We start from the raw sequence: 17,817 nt of genomic DNA on the forward strand, positions 1-17,817 counted from the left end.
AGGAGGTCCCACCATGTCCCTCGCGATGCGTCCACCCACCGCTGCCGTCCCGGTCGCGTCCGCGCCGACCGGCGCCGGCCCGATCGGCAGCGACCTGACCGGTACCGACCCGGCCGACACCGATCTGACGGGCACCGAACGCTCCCGTCCGGTTCGACCGCGAACGCGGGCGCACACGACGCCGCACGCGCACCGTCCGGTCGCCCCCGCGGGCGCCCGCCACGGGTACGTGCCGGCCGTCGCCCTGCTCGACCTCGGGCTGCTGCTCGCCGCGTTCGCGGTGGCGCACGTCGCCCGGTTCCCCTGGGAGCTCACAGCGGTCCGCCCCCGGTCCGGCTGGCTCGAGTTCGCCGTCGCACCGGCCATCGTGGTCGTCTGGATGGTCCTGCTGTCGGTGTTCCGCACCCGTGACCCGCGCATCGCGGGCATCGGCGGCGACGAGTACCGCCGGCTCGTCACCGCGAGCCTGGTGGCCGTCGCCGGGGTGGCGGTGGTGGCGTACGCGGCACAGCTCGACCTCGCCCGTGGCTACGTCGCGATCGCGTTCCCGCTCGGGCTCGCGTTCCTGGTGCTCGGTCGGAAGGCCGTCCGGACCGTGCTCGCGCGCTCCCGTTCCCGGGGCGAGCGCCTGCAGGACGTCCTGCTCGTCGGCGACGCCGAGGACGTCCGCTACGTCGGTTCCCGCATCGCCGCGACGCCGAGTGCCGGCTACCGCGTCCGGGCCGTCGTCACCGACTGCGAGGCCGCGGGCGCCGAGATCGACCTCGGGGCCGCGCGAGCCCGGGTCGTCGGCGGGATCGAGGACGTGCTCCCGCTCGCGCAGGAGCAGGGCGTCTCGGCGGTCGTCGTGGCGGGTGCGGTGCGGGGTGGGCACGCCCGTCTGCGCCGCCTGGGCTGGCAGCTCGAGGAGCACGGCGTCGAGCTCGTCGTGTCCTCGCCCCTCGCCGACATCGCGGCCGGACGGGTGCACGAGCGCCCCGTCGACGGCCTGCCGCTCATGCACATCGAGACCCCGGACTACCGGCGTCGGGCGGGCAAACGTCTGCTCGACGTCGTCGGGGCCGGCGTCGGACTGCTCCTGCTGGCGCCCCTGCTCGGGGTCGTCGCCCTCGCCGTGCGCCTCGACGACGGCGGGCCGGTCTTCTTCCGCCAGGTGCGCGTCGGCCGGGGCGGGGCAGCCTTCTCGATCCTGAAGTTCCGCACGATGTGTGTCGACGCCGAGGCCCGGATGGCCGCGCTGCAGTCCGAGAACGAGGGTGCCGGGCCGCTCTTCAAGATGAAGGACGACCCCCGGGTGACCCGCGTCGGTGCCTTCCTGAGGCGGACCTCGCTCGACGAGCTGCCCCAGCTCTGGAACGTGCTGACCGGCTCGATGAGCCTGGTCGGGCCGCGGCCGGCGCTCCCGCGCGAGGTCGCCCTGTACGAGGACTTCGCGGACCGCCGCCTGCTCGTCACCCCGGGGATCACCGGGCTCTGGCAGGTGAGCGGTCGGTCCGATCTGGACTGGGCCGAGGGCGTCCGCCTCGACCTGCACTACGTCGAGAACTGGTCGTTCCTGCACGACCTGGTGATCCTCGCGCGGACGATCCCGTCGGTGCTCCGCTCGCACGGGGCCTACTGAGCGGTCGCCCGCGGCTGCCGTGGCCGTGCGACTTCCCTGTGCGAACGGTGTCCGTTCCGGCTCGGCCTGGGCATCCCGGGGAGCGCGCGTTACGATGGGAGGACGACGGACTTCCGCTGCACGTGTCGACGATGACGCGCGAGACGGCGATCAGGTCCAGAACCAAGGAGTCAACATGTGGCAAGGTCTCACCGGCATTCACCTGCTGGTCATCCTCGGGATCGTCATCCTGCTCTTCGGTGCGACGAAGCTCCCGGCGCTCGCCAAGGGCCTCGGCCAGTCGATCAACATCTTCAAGAAGGAGATGGAGACCGATGACAAGCGGGCCAAGGGCACCGATGCCGGCGTCCAGAACACGGTCGCCGACCCCGCCGCTCCCGTCGCCCAGCCGGTCGTGAACCCGGCGCCGACGGTGCAGCCCACCCCGGAGTCGCGCAACTCCTCCCAGATCTAGGACACCCAGCCCCGTCCTGTCGGCAGCCCCCGTGACCCTCCGGTCGCGGGGGCTTCGGCGTGTCCGGGGTCGCGTACGGCGGGTCCGGGCCCTCGAGGCGACCGTTCTCGCCCGCGAAGCCGTCCGACCGGCCGCCTGATCGGCCGGGGTGGCGGAGGATGAGCACATGACCTCCGCACCGCACGCCGCCGTCGCGCCGCTCCGGGACGACCGACGCACCGTGCTCGTGGTGGCGGTCCTGTCCTCGTTCGTGGTGGGGCTCGACTCGAGCGTGGTGAACGTGGCACTGCCCGCCATCCGGTCCGAGCTCGGTGGCGGCCTGGTCGTGCAGCAGTGGACGGTCGACGCCTACCTCGTGACACTCGGGTCGCTCATCCTGGTCGCGGGGTCGCTGTCGGACGTGTTCGGCCGGGTGCGGATCATCACGTGGGGGCTGGTGGTGTTCGGGGTCGCGTCGGTGCTGTGCGCGGTGGCCCCGTCCGGCGCGGTGCTCATCGTCGCCCGGGCGCTGCAGGGCGTCGGGGGTGCGCTCGTCACGCCGAGTGCGCTCGCCCTCATCGTGGCGGCGTTCCGCGGGGCGGCCCAGGCGAGGGCGATCGGCACGTGGACGGCGTGGTCGAGCGCGGCGTCGATCCTCGGGCCGGTCGTCGGCGGGCTCGTGGTGGACAGCATCGGCTGGCGGTGGATCTTCGTGCTGACGGCGGTGCCGATCGCGGTGACGATCGTGCTCGTGCTGCGCATCACGGGCGACGTGCACCCCGCCACCCGCCCGCGGATCGACGTGGTCGGTGCGGTGCTCGCCGTGGTGGGGGTCGGCGGCGTGGTGCTCGGGTTGATCGAGCAGGAGCGGCTCGGGTGGGGCGCGCCGGTCGTGGTCGCCGCGCTCGTGCTCGGGGCCGCGGCGCTCGTGGCCTTCGTGCCGTGGGAGCTCCGGGTGACGCGCACGTCCGGGGCGCCGCTGGTGCCGCTCGCGTTGTTCCGGGCGCGGAACTTCACGGTCGGCAACCTCGCGACGCTGTCGATCTACGGCGCGCTCGGCATGGTGTTCTTCGTCGTCACACTGTTCCTGCAGGAGGTCTGGGGCTTCCCTGCCTGGGTCGCCGGCCTCGCGACGTTGCCGCCGACGGTGATGCTCCTGCTGCTCTCGACGACGGTCGGCTCGCTGGCCGGCCGGTGGGGGCCGCGGTGGTTCATGGCCGCTGGACCCGCCGTCGGCGCCGTCGGGGCGCTCCTGCTCCTGTTCACGGGCGAGGACCCGGCCGGGTACTGGTGGTCGGTGCTCCCGGGGCTGGTGCTCGTCGGCGCGGGCATCGCGCTCATGGTCACCCCGCTCACGAGCGCCGTGCTCGGCTCGGTCCCGCAGACCGAGGCCGGCGCCGGTTCCGCGGTGAACAACGCCGTCGCGCGGATCGCCGGGCTCGTCACGGTGGCGCTGGCGGGTGTCGTGCTCGGCGGCGAGGTGGGCGTCGAGGGGCTGCACCGGGCCATGGTGGTGATGGCGCTGCTGCTGCTGGCCGGCGCGCTCGTCAGCGCCGTCGGGATCCGGAATGAACCCGCACGGTCCTAAGTTGAGTGCAGTAGACTCAAGTACGAGACCACCGCAACGAAAGGACGGAACGCATGGCGAACCTCCAGGGTGCTCCTGACTCGCAAGAGCGACAGAAGACCGCCCTCGAGCAGTACGGCGTCGACCTCACGGCGATCGCCCGCAGCGGCAAGCTCGACCCGGTGATCGGACGCGACTCCGAGATCCGACGCGTCAGCCAGGTGCTGACCCGCCGCACGAAGAACAACCCCGTGCTCATCGGCGAGCCCGGCGTCGGCAAGACCGCCGTCGTCGAGGGGCTCGCGCAGCGCATCGTCGCCGGCGACGTCGCCGACTCCCTCAAGGACAAGCGGCTCGTCTCCCTCGACATCTCCGCCCTCATCGCCGGCGCCAAGTACCGCGGTGAGTTCGAGGAGCGGCTCAAGGCCGTGCTCAAGGAGATCAACGACTCCGACGGCCAGGTCATCACCTTCATCGACGAGCTGCACACCTTGATGGGTGCCGGTGGGGGCGAGGGGTCCGTCGCGGCCTCGAACATGCTCAAGCCGATGCTCGCCCGCGGGGAGCTCCGACTCATCGGGGCGACCACCCTCGACGAGTACCGCGAGTACATCGAGAAGGACGCCGCACTCGAGCGCCGCTTCCAGCAGGTCTACGTGGGTGAGCCGAGCGTCGAGGACGCCGTGGCGATCCTGCGCGGGCTCAAGGAGCGCTACGAGGCGCACCACAAGGTCACGATCAACGACTCCGCGCTCGTCGCCGCGGCGAGCCTGTCGAACCGGTACATCTCCGGCCGGCAGCTGCCCGACAAGGCCATCGACCTCATCGACGAGGCCGCGAGCCGGCTCCGCATGGAGATCGACTCGAGCCCGGTCGAGATCGACGAGCTGAAGCGCAACGTCGACCGGCTCCGCGTCGAGGAGTTCGCGCTGAAGCAGGAGAAGGACGACGCCTCGAAGGCGCGGCTCGAGACCCTGCGGAACGAGCTGCACACGCGCGAGCAACGCCTCGGCGAACTCGAGCAGCGCTGGCAGGCGGAGCGCGCGAGCCTGAACCGCATCGGTGAACTGAAGCAGCAGCTCGACGACCTGAACATGCGGTCGCAGCGGGCGCAGCGCGAGGCCGACTACGAGCTCGTCTCGCGCCTGGAGTACGGCGAGAAGCCCCGCATCGAGGCCGAGCTCGCCGCCGCGGAGCGGGCAGGCAGCACCGACCGCATGGTGAACGACAGCGTCACCGACGAGGACATCGCCGCCGTCATCGCGCAGTGGACGGGCATCCCGCTCGGTCGACTGCTGCAGGGCGAGACCGAGAAGCTCCTGCACCTGGAGAGCGAGCTCGGCCGGCGGATCATCGGGCAGCGCACTGCGGTGACCACCGTGTCCGAGGCCGTCCGCCGCACCCGCGCCGGCATCTCCGACCCGGACCGGCCGACGGGGTCCTTCCTGTTCCTCGGGCCCACCGGTGTCGGCAAGACCGAGCTGGCGAAGGCGCTCGCCGAGTTCCTGTTCGACGACGAGAAGGCCCTCGTCCGCATCGACATGAGCGAGTACGGCGAGAAGCACTCCGTCGCGCGGCTCATCGGCGCCCCGCCCGGGTACGTCGGGTACGAGGCCGGTGGGCAGCTGACCGAGGCGGTCCGCCGCCGCCCGTACTCGGTGATCCTGCTCGACGAGATCGAGAAGGCGCACCCCGAGGTGTTCGACGTGCTGCTCCAGGTGCTCGACGACGGGCGGCTCACCGACGGTCAGGGCCGGACGGTCGACTTCCGGAACACCATCCTGGTGCTGACGTCGAACCTCGGCTCGCAGTTCATGACCGACCTGACGCTGACCGACGAGCAGCGCGAGACGGCCGTGCGCGAGCTCGTGCAGCAGGCGTTCCGCCCGGAGTTCATCAACCGGCTCGACGACATCGTGGTGTTCCAGGCGCTGTCGGCCGAGGACCTCGGGCAGATCGTCTCGCTCTACGTCGACCGGCTGGCCCGACGCCTGACCGACCGACGGCTCGAACTCGCCGTGACGCCGCAGGCACGCAGCTGGCTCGCCGAGCGCGGGTACGACCCGCTCTACGGCGCGCGGCCGCTCCGCCGGCTCATGCAGCGGCAGATCGACGACAGGCTGGCGCGGGCGATCCTGTCCGGTGACGTCCGTGACGGCGACACCGTGCGGGTGGACGTCGCCGCGGACGGCGACGGGCTGACGGTCGAGCCCTTCGAGCTGGCGGAGATCGTCGAGGAGTAGCCGACGGACGCGCGGAACCAGGTTCCGGACACGACACCGCGGAACGACGTGGCGCTGTGTCCGGAACCTGGTTCCGGGGTGGATGGGGTGACCGACAGGAGGCCCGGGGCCGGTTCCTGGGACCCGGCACCGGGCCTCCCGGGTTGGCTGCAGGGCATGCCTGAGATCCGCGCGTTCCGCCGCCTCACCGACGCCGTCGAGCACGCGAGCGTGCTCGACAAGGCCGTCGACATCGACCGTGCCGTCGTGAACGCCCTCGCGAAGCCGCGAGGACTCCGCCGGCTCCTGCACGGCGTGCCGTTCGGCCACCCCGTGCACCCCCTCATGGTCCAGGTGCCGCTCGGCGCCTGGATCTCCGCCGCGGTGCTCGACCTGATCGGCGGGAAGGGCAACGCGAAGGCCGCGAAGACCCTGGTCGGCGTCGGGCTGGTGTCGTCCGGCAGCGCATCGCTCGCCGGCTACGTGGACTGGTCCGAGCTCGACCGTGAGCAGCTGCGCACGGGGTGGGTGCACCAGGCGGTGAACTGGGTCGGCATCTCGCTGTACGGGGTGTCGTGGTGGCAGCGGAAGCACGGGAACCACGGTGCCGCCAAGGCGTTCGGCTTCGCGGCGCTGGCGGTGGTCGGCGTGGGTGGGTACCTCGGTGGGCACCTGGCGTACCGACAGCGTGCCGGCGTGAGCGACCACGGCGAGGTGCCGTTCGACGCCTGAGCCGCACGCGCAACACCGAGGAAACCCTCCGGCCGCCATGGTCGGAGCATGGACCTCGTCAGCACCCACGCCCTGCCGCTCCTGACCGTCCCACTGCCGACGGCCGCCACCTTCGTGGTCCGGGTGGACGAGCGGACCGGTGTCGTCACCGTGCTCCCAGTTCCCTCGTAGGAACATCACCTGCAATACATCAGTGCGTGTACTCGTGGTGGATGATGAGCAAGCCCTCGCCGACCTCGTCGCGACGGGGTTGACCCGGCAGGGCATGGCGGTCGACGTCGCCCACCGCGGCGACCACGCCGACGAGCTCCTGGCGGTCAACGACTACGACGTCGTCGTGCTCGACCGCGACCTGCCGGGCATGCACGGCGACGAGGTCGCCCGGCGGCTGGCGGCCCGGGGGAGTCTGACCCGGATCCTCATGCTCACCGCGGCGACGACCCTGACCGACCGGGTGAACGGCCTCGAACTCGGCGCCGACGACTACCTGACGAAGCCGTTCGAGTACCCGGAGCTCGTCGCGCGGGTCCGGGCGCTCGGCCGCCGGAGCGTCGCGCCCGTCGCGCCGGTGCTCGAACGTGCCGGCCTGCTCCTCGACACGAACCGACGGATGGCGACGCGTGACGGTCGCCCGCTCGACCTCACCGCGAAGGAGCTCGGCGTGCTCGAGACCCTGCTGCGTGCGGACGGCCGGATCGTCTCGGCCGAGGAACTGCTCGAGAAGGTCTGGGACGTGAACGTCGACCCGTTCACCGCCGCCGTCCGGGTGACGATGTCGAAGCTCCGGCGGAAGCTCGGCGACCCGGACCCGATCCGGACGGTGCCGGGGGAGGGGTACGCCCTGTGATGCGGACGCTCACCATCCGCGTCCGGACGGCTCTCGCCTTCGCCGTGGCCTCGATGGTGCTCACCACCGCCGTGCTGGTGTTCGTGAACCTGGCGTCCCAGCAGTCGTTCGCCCGGACGCTCCCCGTGCTCGGTCGGGACGGCGGGCCGGCGACCCGGATCCCGTCCGCCGTCCCGATCACCCCCGAGCGGATCGGTGCGTCGCAGACGACCCTGCGCGTCGTCACCGAGGCCAACGCGCTGCAGTGGCAGTGGTCGGCGGTGGGGATCGTCGTCGCGGGGATGCTCGCGGGTGGTGTCGGGTGGTTCGTCAGCCGGCGGATGCTCCGCCCGATCGACCGGATCACCGCCACCGCGACCCGGATCACCGCGTCGAACCTGCACGAGCGGATCGCCCTGGTCGGGCCCGATGACGAACTCCGGCGGCTGTCCCGCACCGTCGACGACCTGCTCGACCGGCTCGAGACGGCGTTCGAGAGCCAGCGGCGGTTCGTGGCGCAGGCGTCGCACGAGCTCCGGACCCCGCTCGCGGTGCAGCGGGCCGCCGTGCAGATCGGGTTGCACGACGACGTCGGCGGCGACGACGTCCGGGCCGTCCGCGACGAACTCCTCGAGCAGAACCGGCGGACCGAGCACCTGGTCGAGTCGCTGCTGGTACTCGCCGAGGCCGACCGCGGGCTCGACGGCACGACGCAGGTGGTCCACGTGGACGACGTGACCGCCGAGGTGGTCGTGGGAGCGGCACGGAACGCAGCCGACGCCGGGGTCGCGCTGACCCACGAGGCCCGCACCGGGCCTCCCGGCCTGGTCGTCGACGCCGAGCCGACGCTGCTGCGGCAGCTCCTCGGCAACCTCGTCGGCAACGCCGTCGAGTACAACGAGCCCGGCGGGTTCGTCCGGGTGACGACGTCGTCGGACGGGATCGTCGTCGAGAACTCCGGCCCCGCGGTGCCGGTGGACGAGGCGCCCCGCCTGGTCGAGCCGTTCCGGCGGTGCCCGTCGGCGCGGTCCGCCGGGCGGCACAGCGGTCTCGGACTGTCGATCGTGGCGTCCGTCGTGCAGGCGCACGGGTGGTCGCTGTCCGTCGACGCGCGAGCTGCCGGTGGACTCGTCGTCCGCGTCGGTGTTTCGCCGGTGCAACCCCGACGAGACGCCGGGCGAAACAGCTGATCCGGTGTCCTGGTGGCATGAACACGACAACCACCACGAAGACCCGCCGGACCCGTTCCCTCCTCGCCACCGCAGCCGTCGCCGTCGTCCTGCTGCCCGGACTGCTCGCCGGGTGCTCGAGCGCGGAGGACACCGGGTCCGCCGGCGCCACCTCGGGGCACACCGCCGGGTCGGCCGGCAAGGGCGCGACGCTCGCCGAGTGCATGCGCGGCAAGGGGTACGACATGGCGGACCCCTCGAGCGGTGGCCAGACGATGCAGTTCGGTGCGCCCGACGGCGTCGACCCGGAGCAGTACCAGAACGACCTCAAGGAGTGCATCGGTGACGGCGGTGGCGCCGGCGACGGGAAGATGGCGAAGCCGATGGAGGGTGCGGCCGAGCAGCAGCAGGCAGCGGCGTGCATCCGCGAGGGCGGGTTCTCCGACTACCCCGACGACGAGGCGGGCAGGCAGGCGTACCAGCCGGACGACCGGGCTGCCTTCGACGAGGTCGCGCGCGCGTGCGACGAGGAGACGCTCGGGTCCGGCACGACCGGGGCCGGCGAGTGAGCCGCTCCGTGCGTCGACGGTCGCTGGTCGTCGGCGCCTGTCTGGTCGCCGTCGTCGGGGTCGGTCTGGGCACGTGGGCCGTCGTCGCCCCGGCCCCGGGGTCGTCGTCGGCGTCGGCCACCCCGGACGACGCCTCCAGCAGCCCCACCGCGACCGTCACGAAGGGCGACCTGACCGACTCGAAGGTCTTCGCCGGCACCCTCGGCTACGGCGCCCCGACGGGCGTGCCCGCAGCGGCCGCCGGCACGATCACGTGGTTGCCCCGCCCCGGCGACGTCATCGAGCGCGACGAGGACCTGTACGCGGTGGACGAGCGCGGTGTGCGGTCGATGTACGGCACGGTGCCGCTGTGGCGCGACCTGTCCCGCGGGGTGCACGGCACCGACGTGCGGCAGCTCAACGAGAACCTGGCGGCCCTGGGCTACGACGTGTCCGTGGACGACGAGTTCGGCCCGCGGACCCAGGCCGCGGTGCGGCAGTGGCAGGAGGACCGGGACCACGAGGTGACCGGGGTCCTGACCGCCGACGACGTCGCGTTCGTCGACGGGGCCGTGCGGGTCGCGTCGGTGGACGGCGAGCTCGGCCGGCCGACCGGCGCCGCGGGCGCGGGCGCAGCGGGCACCGGCGGCGGCGACGTGCTGCAGGTCACGAGCACGGAGCGCATCGTCTCGGCGACCGTGTCGCAGCGCGACGCCGAGCGGCTGGCGGTCGGCACCCGGGTGGACGTCCGGGTGAACGGCACGGGCGCCCCGATGCGCGGCGAGGTCGCCGACGTCCAGCCCGAGACCGACGAGGACGGCGGGACCAAGGTCGTCGTCTCGGTGTCCTTCGACCCCGGCGACCGCAAGCTGCCGGCCGCGGCCTCTGCCCAGGTCGACGCGGAGGGCACCACCGAACGGGGCGTGCTCTCCGTGCCGGTCTCGGCCCTCGTCGCCGGTTCCGGCGGTCACTACGCCGTCGACGTGGTCCGCCGGGACGGCACGACCGAGCGCGTGCCCGTCGAGCCGGGGTTCACCGCCGGCGGCCGCGTGGCGATCACCGGCGACGTCGCCGCGGGCGACCGGGTGGTGGTGCCCGGATGACCGGCACCACCGCGCCGGACCGCGAGGTCGTCCTGTCGCTCGCGGACGTCGTGAAGACCTACGGCGACGTCGGCGCGCTCCGCGGCGTCTCGCTCGAGGTCACGGCCGGGGAACTCGTCGCCGTCGTCGGGCCGTCCGGGTCCGGCAAGTCGACCATGCTCAACATCGTCGGCACACTCGACCGGCCGACCTCCGGCACCGTGACGATCGCCGGCAACGACGTCGCCACGATGTCCGACGACGCCCTGTCGCGCCTGCGGGCCGAGCACATCGGCTTCGTGTTCCAGCACTTCCACCTGCAGGCCGGGGCGACCGCCGCCGAGAACGTCGCCGACGGGCTGCTCTACGCGGGGGTCCCGCGCCGCGACCGGCACCGGCGCGCGGTCGAGGCGCTCGGCCGGGTCGGGCTCGGGCACCGGGTCGACCACCGCCCGCACCAGCTGTCCGGCGGTGAGAAGCAGCGGGTCGCGATCGCCCGGGCCGTCGTCGGCGAGCCCACGATCCTGTTGGCGGACGAGCCGACCGGGGCGCTCGACACCGCCTCGGGCACGGCGGTCCTCGGACTGCTGCGCGAGCTCAACGACGGCGGGACCACCGTGCTCGTCATCACACACGACCTCGAGCTCGCGGCATCGCTGCCCCGCCGGGTCCGGATGCGGGACGGTCTCGTCTCGCAGGACGACACCGCGGGCGGGGCCGCCGCGCTCGGCGCCGCGATCCGGGGCGACCGGTGAGCGCCCGGGGCACCGTCAGCCCGACGGACCTGCTCCGACTCGGGGTGTTCGGCCTGCGGACCCGGCCGGCGCGCGTCGTGCTGTCGGCCCTCGGCATCGCCATCGGCATCGCGGCGATGATCGCGGTCGTCGGGATCTCGTCGTCGAGCAAGGCGAAGGTCGACCAGGTCCTCGACGCCCTCGGCACGAACGTGCTCACCGTCACCGAGGCCGAGGGGTTCGGCGAGACGCCGCCGCTGCCGGACACCGCGCTCGAGTCGGTGCACCGGCAGGACGACGTCGAGTCCGCCGCCGCGGTCGGCACGGTGCCGGGCGCCGGGGTCTACCGCAACGGGTACGTCCCGGCGCCGGAGACGAAGGGCATCGCCGTGCTCGCCGCCTGGGGCGACGTGCCCGGGGTGCTCGGTGGCGAGCTCGCCTCCGGGCGGTGGATCGACGACGCCCGGACCGCGGCGCCGCAGGTCGTGCTCGGGGACGCGGCCGCGGCCGCGCTCGGCATCGACCGGGTCCGTGCCGACACCCGGGTGTGGATCGGCGGACAGTGGGTGCAGGTGGTCGGGGTCCTCCGGCCGCTCGCGCTCGCCGCGGAACTCGACAACAGCGTGTTCGTGCCGCGTGCGCTCGCCGGACAGCTCGGGTTCGACGGGGCGCCGACCGCCGTCTACACGCGCGTCGACCCGGAGCGGGTGGAAGCGGCCCGTGACGTCCTCGCGGCCGCGGTCCGACCGGGTGCGCCGCAGGACGTCGGGGTCACCCGACCGTCGGACGCGCTCGCCGCGAAGGACGCCACCGACGACTCGTTCACCGGACTGCTCGTCGGCATCGGCGGCGTCGCACTGCTCGTCGGGGGCATCGGCGTCGCCAACACGATGGTGATCACGGTGCTCGAGCGTCGCGCCGAGGTCGGGGTGCGCCGCGCCCTCGGCGCGCGTCGGCGGACGATCCGCGACCAGTTCCTGGTGGAGTCCCTGCTGCTGTCGTTCCTCGGCGGGGTGGCCGGGGTCGTGATCGGCGTCGGCGTGACGGTGGCGTTCGCCGTCGCGCAGGGGTGGCCGGTGGCGCTGCCGCCCTGGGCGGTGGCCGGCGGCCTCGGCGCGACGGTCGTCATCGGCGGGGTCTCCGGGCTCTACCCGGCGGCGCGCGCGGCGCGCATCCCGCCGACGTCCGCCCTGGCGGCCGTCTGACACGGTGCGGTGGAGGTGACGCCGTGGAGGTGGCGCAGTGGAGGCCCGGCACCGGTCCCGAGACCGGTGCCGGGCCTCCTGGCCGTCGCCTGCAGAGCCACGCTCGTGCGGCGCAGATCATGCCTGGTCATGACCACCGCGTCAAGCGGTGGTCATCATCTGTTCGCCATCCGTGATCCCCCGGAAACACGCGGGAGACCGCTCTCCGCAGGGACCGGTCCAACGGTTGACAACGGCTTCCGAAGGGTCTTTCATGACCAATACGCAACGTCCTTTCATAAAGGTCGGACCAAGGGAGTCAACGTGACACGCACGCGTTTCGCCGCACTCGGTGCGCTCGCCCTCGCAGGCGCGCTCGCCCTCACCGGGTGCTCCGCCGGAAGCAACGGAGCTTCCGACGGCGGCACGAAGTCCATCGGCACACCCGATGGCAAGGGCAAGACCATCACCGTCTGGATGATGAACGGCGACCTGACGGACAAGGTCCTGCAGGCCGCCGAGAAGCAGTTCACCGCGGACACCGGGGCGAAGGTGACGATCCAGACCCAGCAGTGGGACGGCATCACCACCAAGCTCACCACCGCGCTCGCGCAGTCCGACGCTCCGGACGTCGTGGACCTCGGCAACACGCAGGTGCCGGTGTACGCGGCCGCCGGCGGGCTGAAGGACCTGACGCCGTACCGCGACGAGCTGAAGGACGGGCAGACCTGGCTCACCGGGCTCGAGGGGCCGGCGACCGTCGACGGCAAGCTCTACGGAGCGCCCCTCTTCGCCGGCAACCGTGCCGTCGTCTACAACAAGAAGGTCTGGAAGGACGCCGGCGTCACCGAGGTGCCGACGACCTACGAGGAGCTCACCGCCGACCTCGACAAGGTCAAGGCCGCGAACCCGCGCAGTGACTTCTCCGCGTTCTACATGCCCGGTCAGTACTGGTACGGCGGGCTGCAGTGGGTGTGGGACGCCGGCGGCGAGATCGCCACGGACGACGGCGGCAAGTGGACCGGCACGCTCGACTCCGACGACGCGGTCGAGGGCCTGACGGCGTGGAAGGACTTCCAGAACGACTACTCCGCGAAGTCCACGCAGGACATCAACACCGACAAGCCCTCGCAGAGCGACGTCTTCGCCCAGGGGAACACCTCGGCGTTCCTCGGGTCCGCGTGGGAGATCGGGTCGGTGACGACGGCCAAGCCCGCCCTCGCCGACCAGATCGGGACCTTCCCGATGCCCTCGAAGACGGCCGGGAAGACGCAGCCGGTGTTCCTCGGCGGGTCCGACCTCGGGATCCCCGCGAAGTCGCAGAACCAGGACCTGGCGCTGTACTACCTGAAGATCCTGACCTCGAAGGAGTTCCAGCAGGAGCAGGTCTTCGGCGTGGACGGCTGGGAGCCGAACTCGACCCAGCTGCTCGACGCGGTCGCCGGTGACGTGGACACGCTGCACAAGCCGTACTTCGAGGCCGCCTCGACCAGCCGTCCGACCCCGGGCGCGCCGGGCTGGGCGACCATCGAGGGCGACGCGTCGTTCCAGTCGATGTTCGCCGACGTCGCGACCGGACGGAAGACGCCGCAGCAGGCAGCCGAGGGCTTCTCGAAGCACCTCACGACCGCGCTGAACGCGCAGCCGTAGTCGATGACCTCCACTGCGGAGCAGGTGGCCGACCCGGTGCACACCGGGCCGGCCACCGGCCGGCGGGGGACGGACGGCCCCCAGCCCCGACCCCGGCCGCGTCGCCGGTCGCCGGTGGCGTCGCGGGCACCGCTCGTGCTGCTCGCGCCGGCAGCCGTCCTGCTGCTCGCCCTCGTGGTCTACCCGCTGGTCCGGCTCGTCGTCATCTCGTTCCAGGACTACGGGCTGCGGGCCATCTTCACCGGACAGGCCGGGTTCGCCGGGGCGTCGAACTACACCGACGTCCTGACCGACGCGTCGTTCTGGCCGGTCATCCTGCGCACCGTGCTCGTCACCGGCGCGATGGTGCTCGGCACGATCGTCATCGGGATGGGCGTGGCCCAGCTGCTCACCCGGCTCGGCGTGGCCATGCGGACGATCGTGAGCGTCGTGCTCGTGCTCGCGTGGGCGATGCCGAACGTGGCGTCGAGCCTGGTCTGGCAGTGGCTGTTCCAGCCGTTCTACGGCGTGCTCAACTGGCTCGTCACGCAGCTGCGGGTGTTCGGTGACCACACGCAGGACAACTGGGCGTCGCACCCGGCGCAGGCCTACACGATCGTGCTCACGCTCGTCATCTGGCAGGCCGTGCCCTTCGTCGCGCTGACGCTCTACGCGGCGCAGTCGCAGATCGCGCCCGAGTACTACGAGGCCGGGGCGCTCGACGGCGCCTCGACCTGGACGATGTACCGGTCGATCACCCTGCCGGCGCTCGCGCCGACGCTGCTGCTCGTGTCGATCCTGTCGGTGATCTGGGACTTCAACGTCTTCAACCAGATCTGGCTGCTCACCCGCGGCGGACCGGAGGAAGCGACCCTGACCCTCGGCATCTGGACCTTCGTGCAGTCGTTCGTCTCGAACGCCTACGGGCAGGGCGCCGCCATCGCCGTCATCTCCACCGTGATCCTCGGCGTGCTCACCAGCTACTACATCCGCCGCCTCGTCCGCAGCGGTGAGGAGGACCTGTGACCCTCTCGACGCAGTCCCGCCCGACCGCCGGGGCGCCGACGCCGGCTCCTGCAGCGCTGCCGACGCCCGCCCCGCCGCGGACCCGGCGGCGCAGGCCGCGGATCGTCGCGAACACGGTCGCGGTGCTGTTCTGCCTGGTGTGGGTGTTCCCGCTCTACTGGATGGTGAACACCGCGTTCAAGCCCGCCGACGAGGTCACCACGATGACCCCGATCTGGCTGCCGCTGCACCCCACGTTCGAGAACTTCACCCGCGCGCTGACGCAGGACGGGTTCCTCGTGTACCTGCGGAACTCGACCATCGTCGTCGTGGCGGCCGTGCTCCTGTCGATCGTCGTCGGGTTCCTGGCGTCGGCGGCGCTCTCGCGGTTCCGGTTCCGCGGACGACGCGCGATCCTGGTCGCCATCCTGTTCGTGCAGATGATCCCGTCCGGCGCGCTGCTCATCCCGCTGTTCCTGTCGTTCCAGACCCTCGGGCTGCTCAACAGCTACGTCGGGCTGATCCTGGCCTACGTCGCGAGCGTGCTGCCGTTCTCGATCTGGGTGATGCGCGGGTTCTTCGTCTCCGTGCCGGTCGAGATCGAGGAGGCCGCGAAGGTCGACGGCGCCGGCACGTTCCGGATCCTGTGGAGCGTGCTGTTCCCGCTCGTGATGCCCGGGGTCATCGCCACGAGCGTGTTCGCGTTCATCGCGGCGTGGAACGACTACCTCATTGCGTACGTGATGCTCAAGGACCAGGGGATGTACACCCTGCCGGTGTGGCTCGCCGGCTTCTCGACGAACAAGGGGACGGACTTCGGCGGGCTCATGGCGGCGAGCGTGCTGTTCTCGATCCCGGTGGTGGTCTTCTTCCTCATCGTGCAGCGCCGGCTGGTGAGCGGCATGACGGCGGGGGCCGTGAAGGGCTGACCCACCGCGACGAACGCCCCGTCCTGCACGAGCAGGGCGGGGCGTCCGTGCGCGCCCGGCCGCGTCGCGACCCGCCCCGGCCGCGTGCCCCGGCCCGCGCGGCGCCGCCGAGGTCGCACGACTCGCCGCGTGCGGTGCGTCGAGGTCGCACGATGTGCTGCGTCGGCGCTGTTCGAGCGGCAGATCGTGCGACCTCGTCGTACTCCGTCGCTCGCGGCGGCGGTTGCGTTTGTGTGGTGTTCGGGCTTACAGTTTCCGAAACCCACGGGAACGAAGGAGTTCGGGCATGTACGCAACCGAGCGGCACGAGGCGATCGCCGCAGCGCTGCAGGACGCCGGCCGGGTCTCCGTCGCCGACCTGGCCGAGCACTTCGACGTCACCACCGAGACCGTCCGCCGCGACCTCGGCGCGCTCGAGTCGGCCGGCGTGCTGCGTCGGGTGCACGGGGGAGCGGTGCCGGTCGGACGTTCGAGCGTCGTCGAGCTGAGCGTCGCCGAGCGCGAGGGGCAGCACGGCACCGCGAAGTCCGCGATCGCCCGGGCCGCGATGCGCCTGGTGCCGGCCACCTTCACCGGGTCGATCGCCCTGGACGCCGGCACCACGAGCGCCGCCGTCGCCGCCGAGCTCGCCCGCTGGGAGCCCGAGGTGGCCGGCGCGACGATCACCGTCATCACGAACTCGGTGCCGATCGCCGCGGTGCTGCAGCACAGCGCGCACGTCGAGCTGCACCTGCTCGGCGGTCGGGTGCGCGGCGTGACGAGCGCCGCCGTCGGCACCGCCACCGTCGAGCAGATCGGGGCGCTGCGCCCCGACATCGCCTTCATCGGCACGAACGGGTTGTCCGCCGGGTTCGGCCTGAGCACCCCCGACGAGTACGAGGCCGCCGTCAAGGGCGCCTACGTCCTCGCCGCCCGCCGGGCCGTGGTGCTCGCCGACGCCGCGAAGCACGGGGTCGAGGCGCTCATGCGCTTCGCCCGGCTCGACGAGATCGACACGCTCGTCACCGACGAGCAGCCGCCGGCGGACCTGACCGGGGCGCTCACCGACGCCGACGTCGAGGTGGTCGTCGCGTGAACGAGCAGCACGGCAGCACCCGCATCGTCACGGTGACCCCGAACCCGTCCCTCGACCGCACCATCGAGCTCGCCGGTGAACTGCAGCGCGGTGCCGTGCAGCGGGCCACCCGGTCGACCGCCGAGCCCGGCGGCAAGGGCGTCAACGTGTCCCGCGTGGTCGTGGCGAGCGGCGGGGACACCACCGCCGTGCTGCCCGGCGACGAGCTCGACCCGGTGCTGCTCGGCCTCGCGACCCGGGGCATCCCGACCGCCGCGCTGCCGATCGGCGCACCGCTCCGCTCGAACGTCACCGTCACCGAGCCGACCGGCACCACGACGAAGCTCAACGAGCCGGGCCCCTCGCTCGCCGGCCGGCTCGACGACCTCGCCGCGCTGGTCGCCGACACCGCCGCCGCGACTGCCACCGGTCCGGCCGCCCGCTGGGTCGTGTTCGCCGGCTCGTTGCCGCCCGGACTGCCCGACGACGCGCTCGCGGTGCTCGTCCGGGCCGTCCGTGCCCGGCACGGAGCGGACGTCCGGATCGCCGTCGACTCGTCGGGGGTGCCGTTCACGGCGCTGCTGCAGTCCGGCGAACGGATCGACCTGGTGAAGCCGAACGCCGAGGAGCTCGCCGAGGTCGTCGGCGGCGACCCGGACGAGTACGAGCGCGACCTCGACGCCGCCGTCGTCGCCGCCGGACGGCTCCGGCAGCGGAACGTCGGCACGGTCCTGCTCACCCTCGGCAGCGCCGGCGCGGTCCTGGTCGCCGAGGACGGTGCCTTCGCGGCGGCCGCCCCGACGATCGTCGCCCGGTCGACGGTCGGCGCGGGGGACTCCTCGCTCGCCGGTTACCTGCTCGCCGAGGTCGCCGGGGCGTCCCCCGAGCAACGCCTCGCCCAGGCCGTCGCAACCGGGGCCGCCGCTGCGGCACTGCCCGGCAGCGACGTGCCGGCCCTCGACCACACCGACCCGACGGCGGTCTCCGTCCGGGTGCTCGACACGCACCCGGCCCCCGAGCCCGCCTGATCCCCTCCCCACCCCCGAACACCTGCACCACCGCGCGACCAGCGCCATTGCGAA

At 72.5% G+C, this 17,817-nt stretch carries 17 protein-coding genes; all 17 read left to right on the forward strand.

Going from position 1 to position 17,817, the window contains the following annotated elements:
- Positions 1 to 25: 25 nt before the first annotated feature.
- A complete protein-coding gene (locus tag BIU97_RS01150) occupies positions 26 to 1,621 on the forward strand; it encodes a sugar transferase (RefSeq protein ID WP_175472388.1) in 1,596 nt (531 codons plus the stop codon).
- Positions 1,622 to 1,796: 175 nt separating this feature from the next.
- Complete coding sequence (tatA, locus tag BIU97_RS01155) at positions 1,797 to 2,075, forward strand: twin-arginine translocase TatA/TatE family subunit (RefSeq protein WP_071296829.1); 279 nt, start codon at positions 1,797 to 1,799, stop codon at positions 2,073 to 2,075.
- A gap of 166 nt (positions 2,076 to 2,241) precedes the next feature.
- On the forward strand, positions 2,242 to 3,642 hold the full coding sequence (locus BIU97_RS01160) for an MFS transporter (RefSeq protein ID WP_071296830.1): 1,401 nt from the start codon (positions 2,242 to 2,244) through the stop codon (positions 3,640 to 3,642).
- A 53-nt stretch (positions 3,643 to 3,695) separates the two neighbouring features.
- Complete coding sequence (locus BIU97_RS01165; protein ID WP_083420761.1) at positions 3,696 to 5,864, forward strand: ATP-dependent Clp protease ATP-binding subunit; 2,169 nt, start codon at positions 3,696 to 3,698, stop codon at positions 5,862 to 5,864.
- Between the two features lie 156 nt (positions 5,865 to 6,020).
- On the forward strand, positions 6,021 to 6,575 hold the full coding sequence (locus BIU97_RS01170) for a DUF2231 domain-containing protein (protein ID WP_071296831.1): 555 nt from the start codon (positions 6,021 to 6,023) through the stop codon (positions 6,573 to 6,575).
- A gap of 48 nt (positions 6,576 to 6,623) precedes the next feature.
- Positions 6,624 to 6,746 carry a hypothetical protein gene (locus BIU97_RS18425; RefSeq protein ID WP_302846690.1) on the forward strand — a complete coding sequence of 41 codons (123 nt, stop codon included), beginning with the start codon at positions 6,624 to 6,626 and terminating at the stop codon, positions 6,744 to 6,746.
- Between the two features lie 22 nt (positions 6,747 to 6,768).
- Positions 6,769 to 7,422: a response regulator transcription factor gene (locus tag BIU97_RS01175; protein ID WP_071296832.1), complete on the forward strand. Its 654-nt coding sequence runs from the start codon at positions 6,769 to 6,771 to the stop codon at positions 7,420 to 7,422.
- On the forward strand, positions 7,422 to 8,591 hold the full coding sequence (locus BIU97_RS01180) for a sensor histidine kinase (protein WP_071296833.1): 1,170 nt from the start codon (positions 7,422 to 7,424) through the stop codon (positions 8,589 to 8,591). The genes BIU97_RS01175 and BIU97_RS01180 overlap by 1 nt, the downstream gene beginning before the upstream one ends.
- 17 nt (positions 8,592 to 8,608) lie before the next feature.
- On the forward strand, positions 8,609 to 9,139 hold the full coding sequence (locus BIU97_RS01185) for a hypothetical protein (protein ID WP_071296834.1): 531 nt from the start codon (positions 8,609 to 8,611) through the stop codon (positions 9,137 to 9,139).
- Positions 9,140 to 9,147: 8 nt separating this feature from the next.
- Positions 9,148 to 10,221: a peptidoglycan-binding protein gene (locus BIU97_RS01190; RefSeq protein ID WP_071296912.1), complete on the forward strand. Its 1,074-nt coding sequence runs from the start codon at positions 9,148 to 9,150 to the stop codon at positions 10,219 to 10,221.
- Entirely contained in the window at positions 10,218 to 10,955 is a 738-nt protein-coding gene (locus BIU97_RS01195; protein ID WP_071296835.1) for an ABC transporter ATP-binding protein, read from the forward strand. The genes BIU97_RS01190 and BIU97_RS01195 overlap by 4 nt, the downstream gene beginning before the upstream one ends.
- The gene (locus BIU97_RS01200; protein ID WP_071252973.1) at positions 10,952 to 12,139 is read left to right on the forward strand and encodes an ABC transporter permease; all 1,188 of its coding nucleotides are present in this window, start codon (positions 10,952 to 10,954) and stop codon (positions 12,137 to 12,139) included. The genes BIU97_RS01195 and BIU97_RS01200 overlap by 4 nt, the downstream gene beginning before the upstream one ends.
- 303 nt (positions 12,140 to 12,442) lie before the next feature.
- The gene (locus BIU97_RS01205) at positions 12,443 to 13,768 is read left to right on the forward strand and encodes a sugar ABC transporter substrate-binding protein (RefSeq protein ID WP_071296836.1); all 1,326 of its coding nucleotides are present in this window, start codon (positions 12,443 to 12,445) and stop codon (positions 13,766 to 13,768) included.
- Positions 13,769 to 13,771: 3 nt separating this feature from the next.
- Positions 13,772 to 14,773, forward strand: coding sequence for a carbohydrate ABC transporter permease (locus BIU97_RS01210; RefSeq protein WP_083404470.1), 1,002 nt, complete (start codon positions 13,772 to 13,774; stop codon positions 14,771 to 14,773).
- Positions 14,770 to 15,681 (forward strand): carbohydrate ABC transporter permease, encoded by a 912-nt coding sequence (locus BIU97_RS01215; RefSeq protein ID WP_254782821.1) that lies wholly within the window; start codon positions 14,770 to 14,772, stop codon positions 15,679 to 15,681. Before BIU97_RS01210 ends, BIU97_RS01215 begins: the two co-directional genes overlap by 4 nt.
- A gap of 286 nt (positions 15,682 to 15,967) precedes the next feature.
- Entirely contained in the window at positions 15,968 to 16,756 is a 789-nt protein-coding gene (locus BIU97_RS01220; RefSeq protein WP_071296837.1) for a DeoR/GlpR family DNA-binding transcription regulator, read from the forward strand.
- Positions 16,753 to 17,763 (forward strand): 1-phosphofructokinase family hexose kinase, encoded by a 1,011-nt coding sequence (locus BIU97_RS01225; RefSeq protein ID WP_254782823.1) that lies wholly within the window; start codon positions 16,753 to 16,755, stop codon positions 17,761 to 17,763. Before BIU97_RS01220 ends, BIU97_RS01225 begins: the two co-directional genes overlap by 4 nt.
- The last annotated feature ends 54 nt before the right edge of the window (positions 17,764 to 17,817 follow it).

The sequence above is a fragment of the Curtobacterium sp. MCBA15_009 genome (genome assembly GCF_001864895.1).
Classification (GTDB): domain Bacteria; phylum Actinomycetota; class Actinomycetes; order Actinomycetales; family Microbacteriaceae; genus Curtobacterium.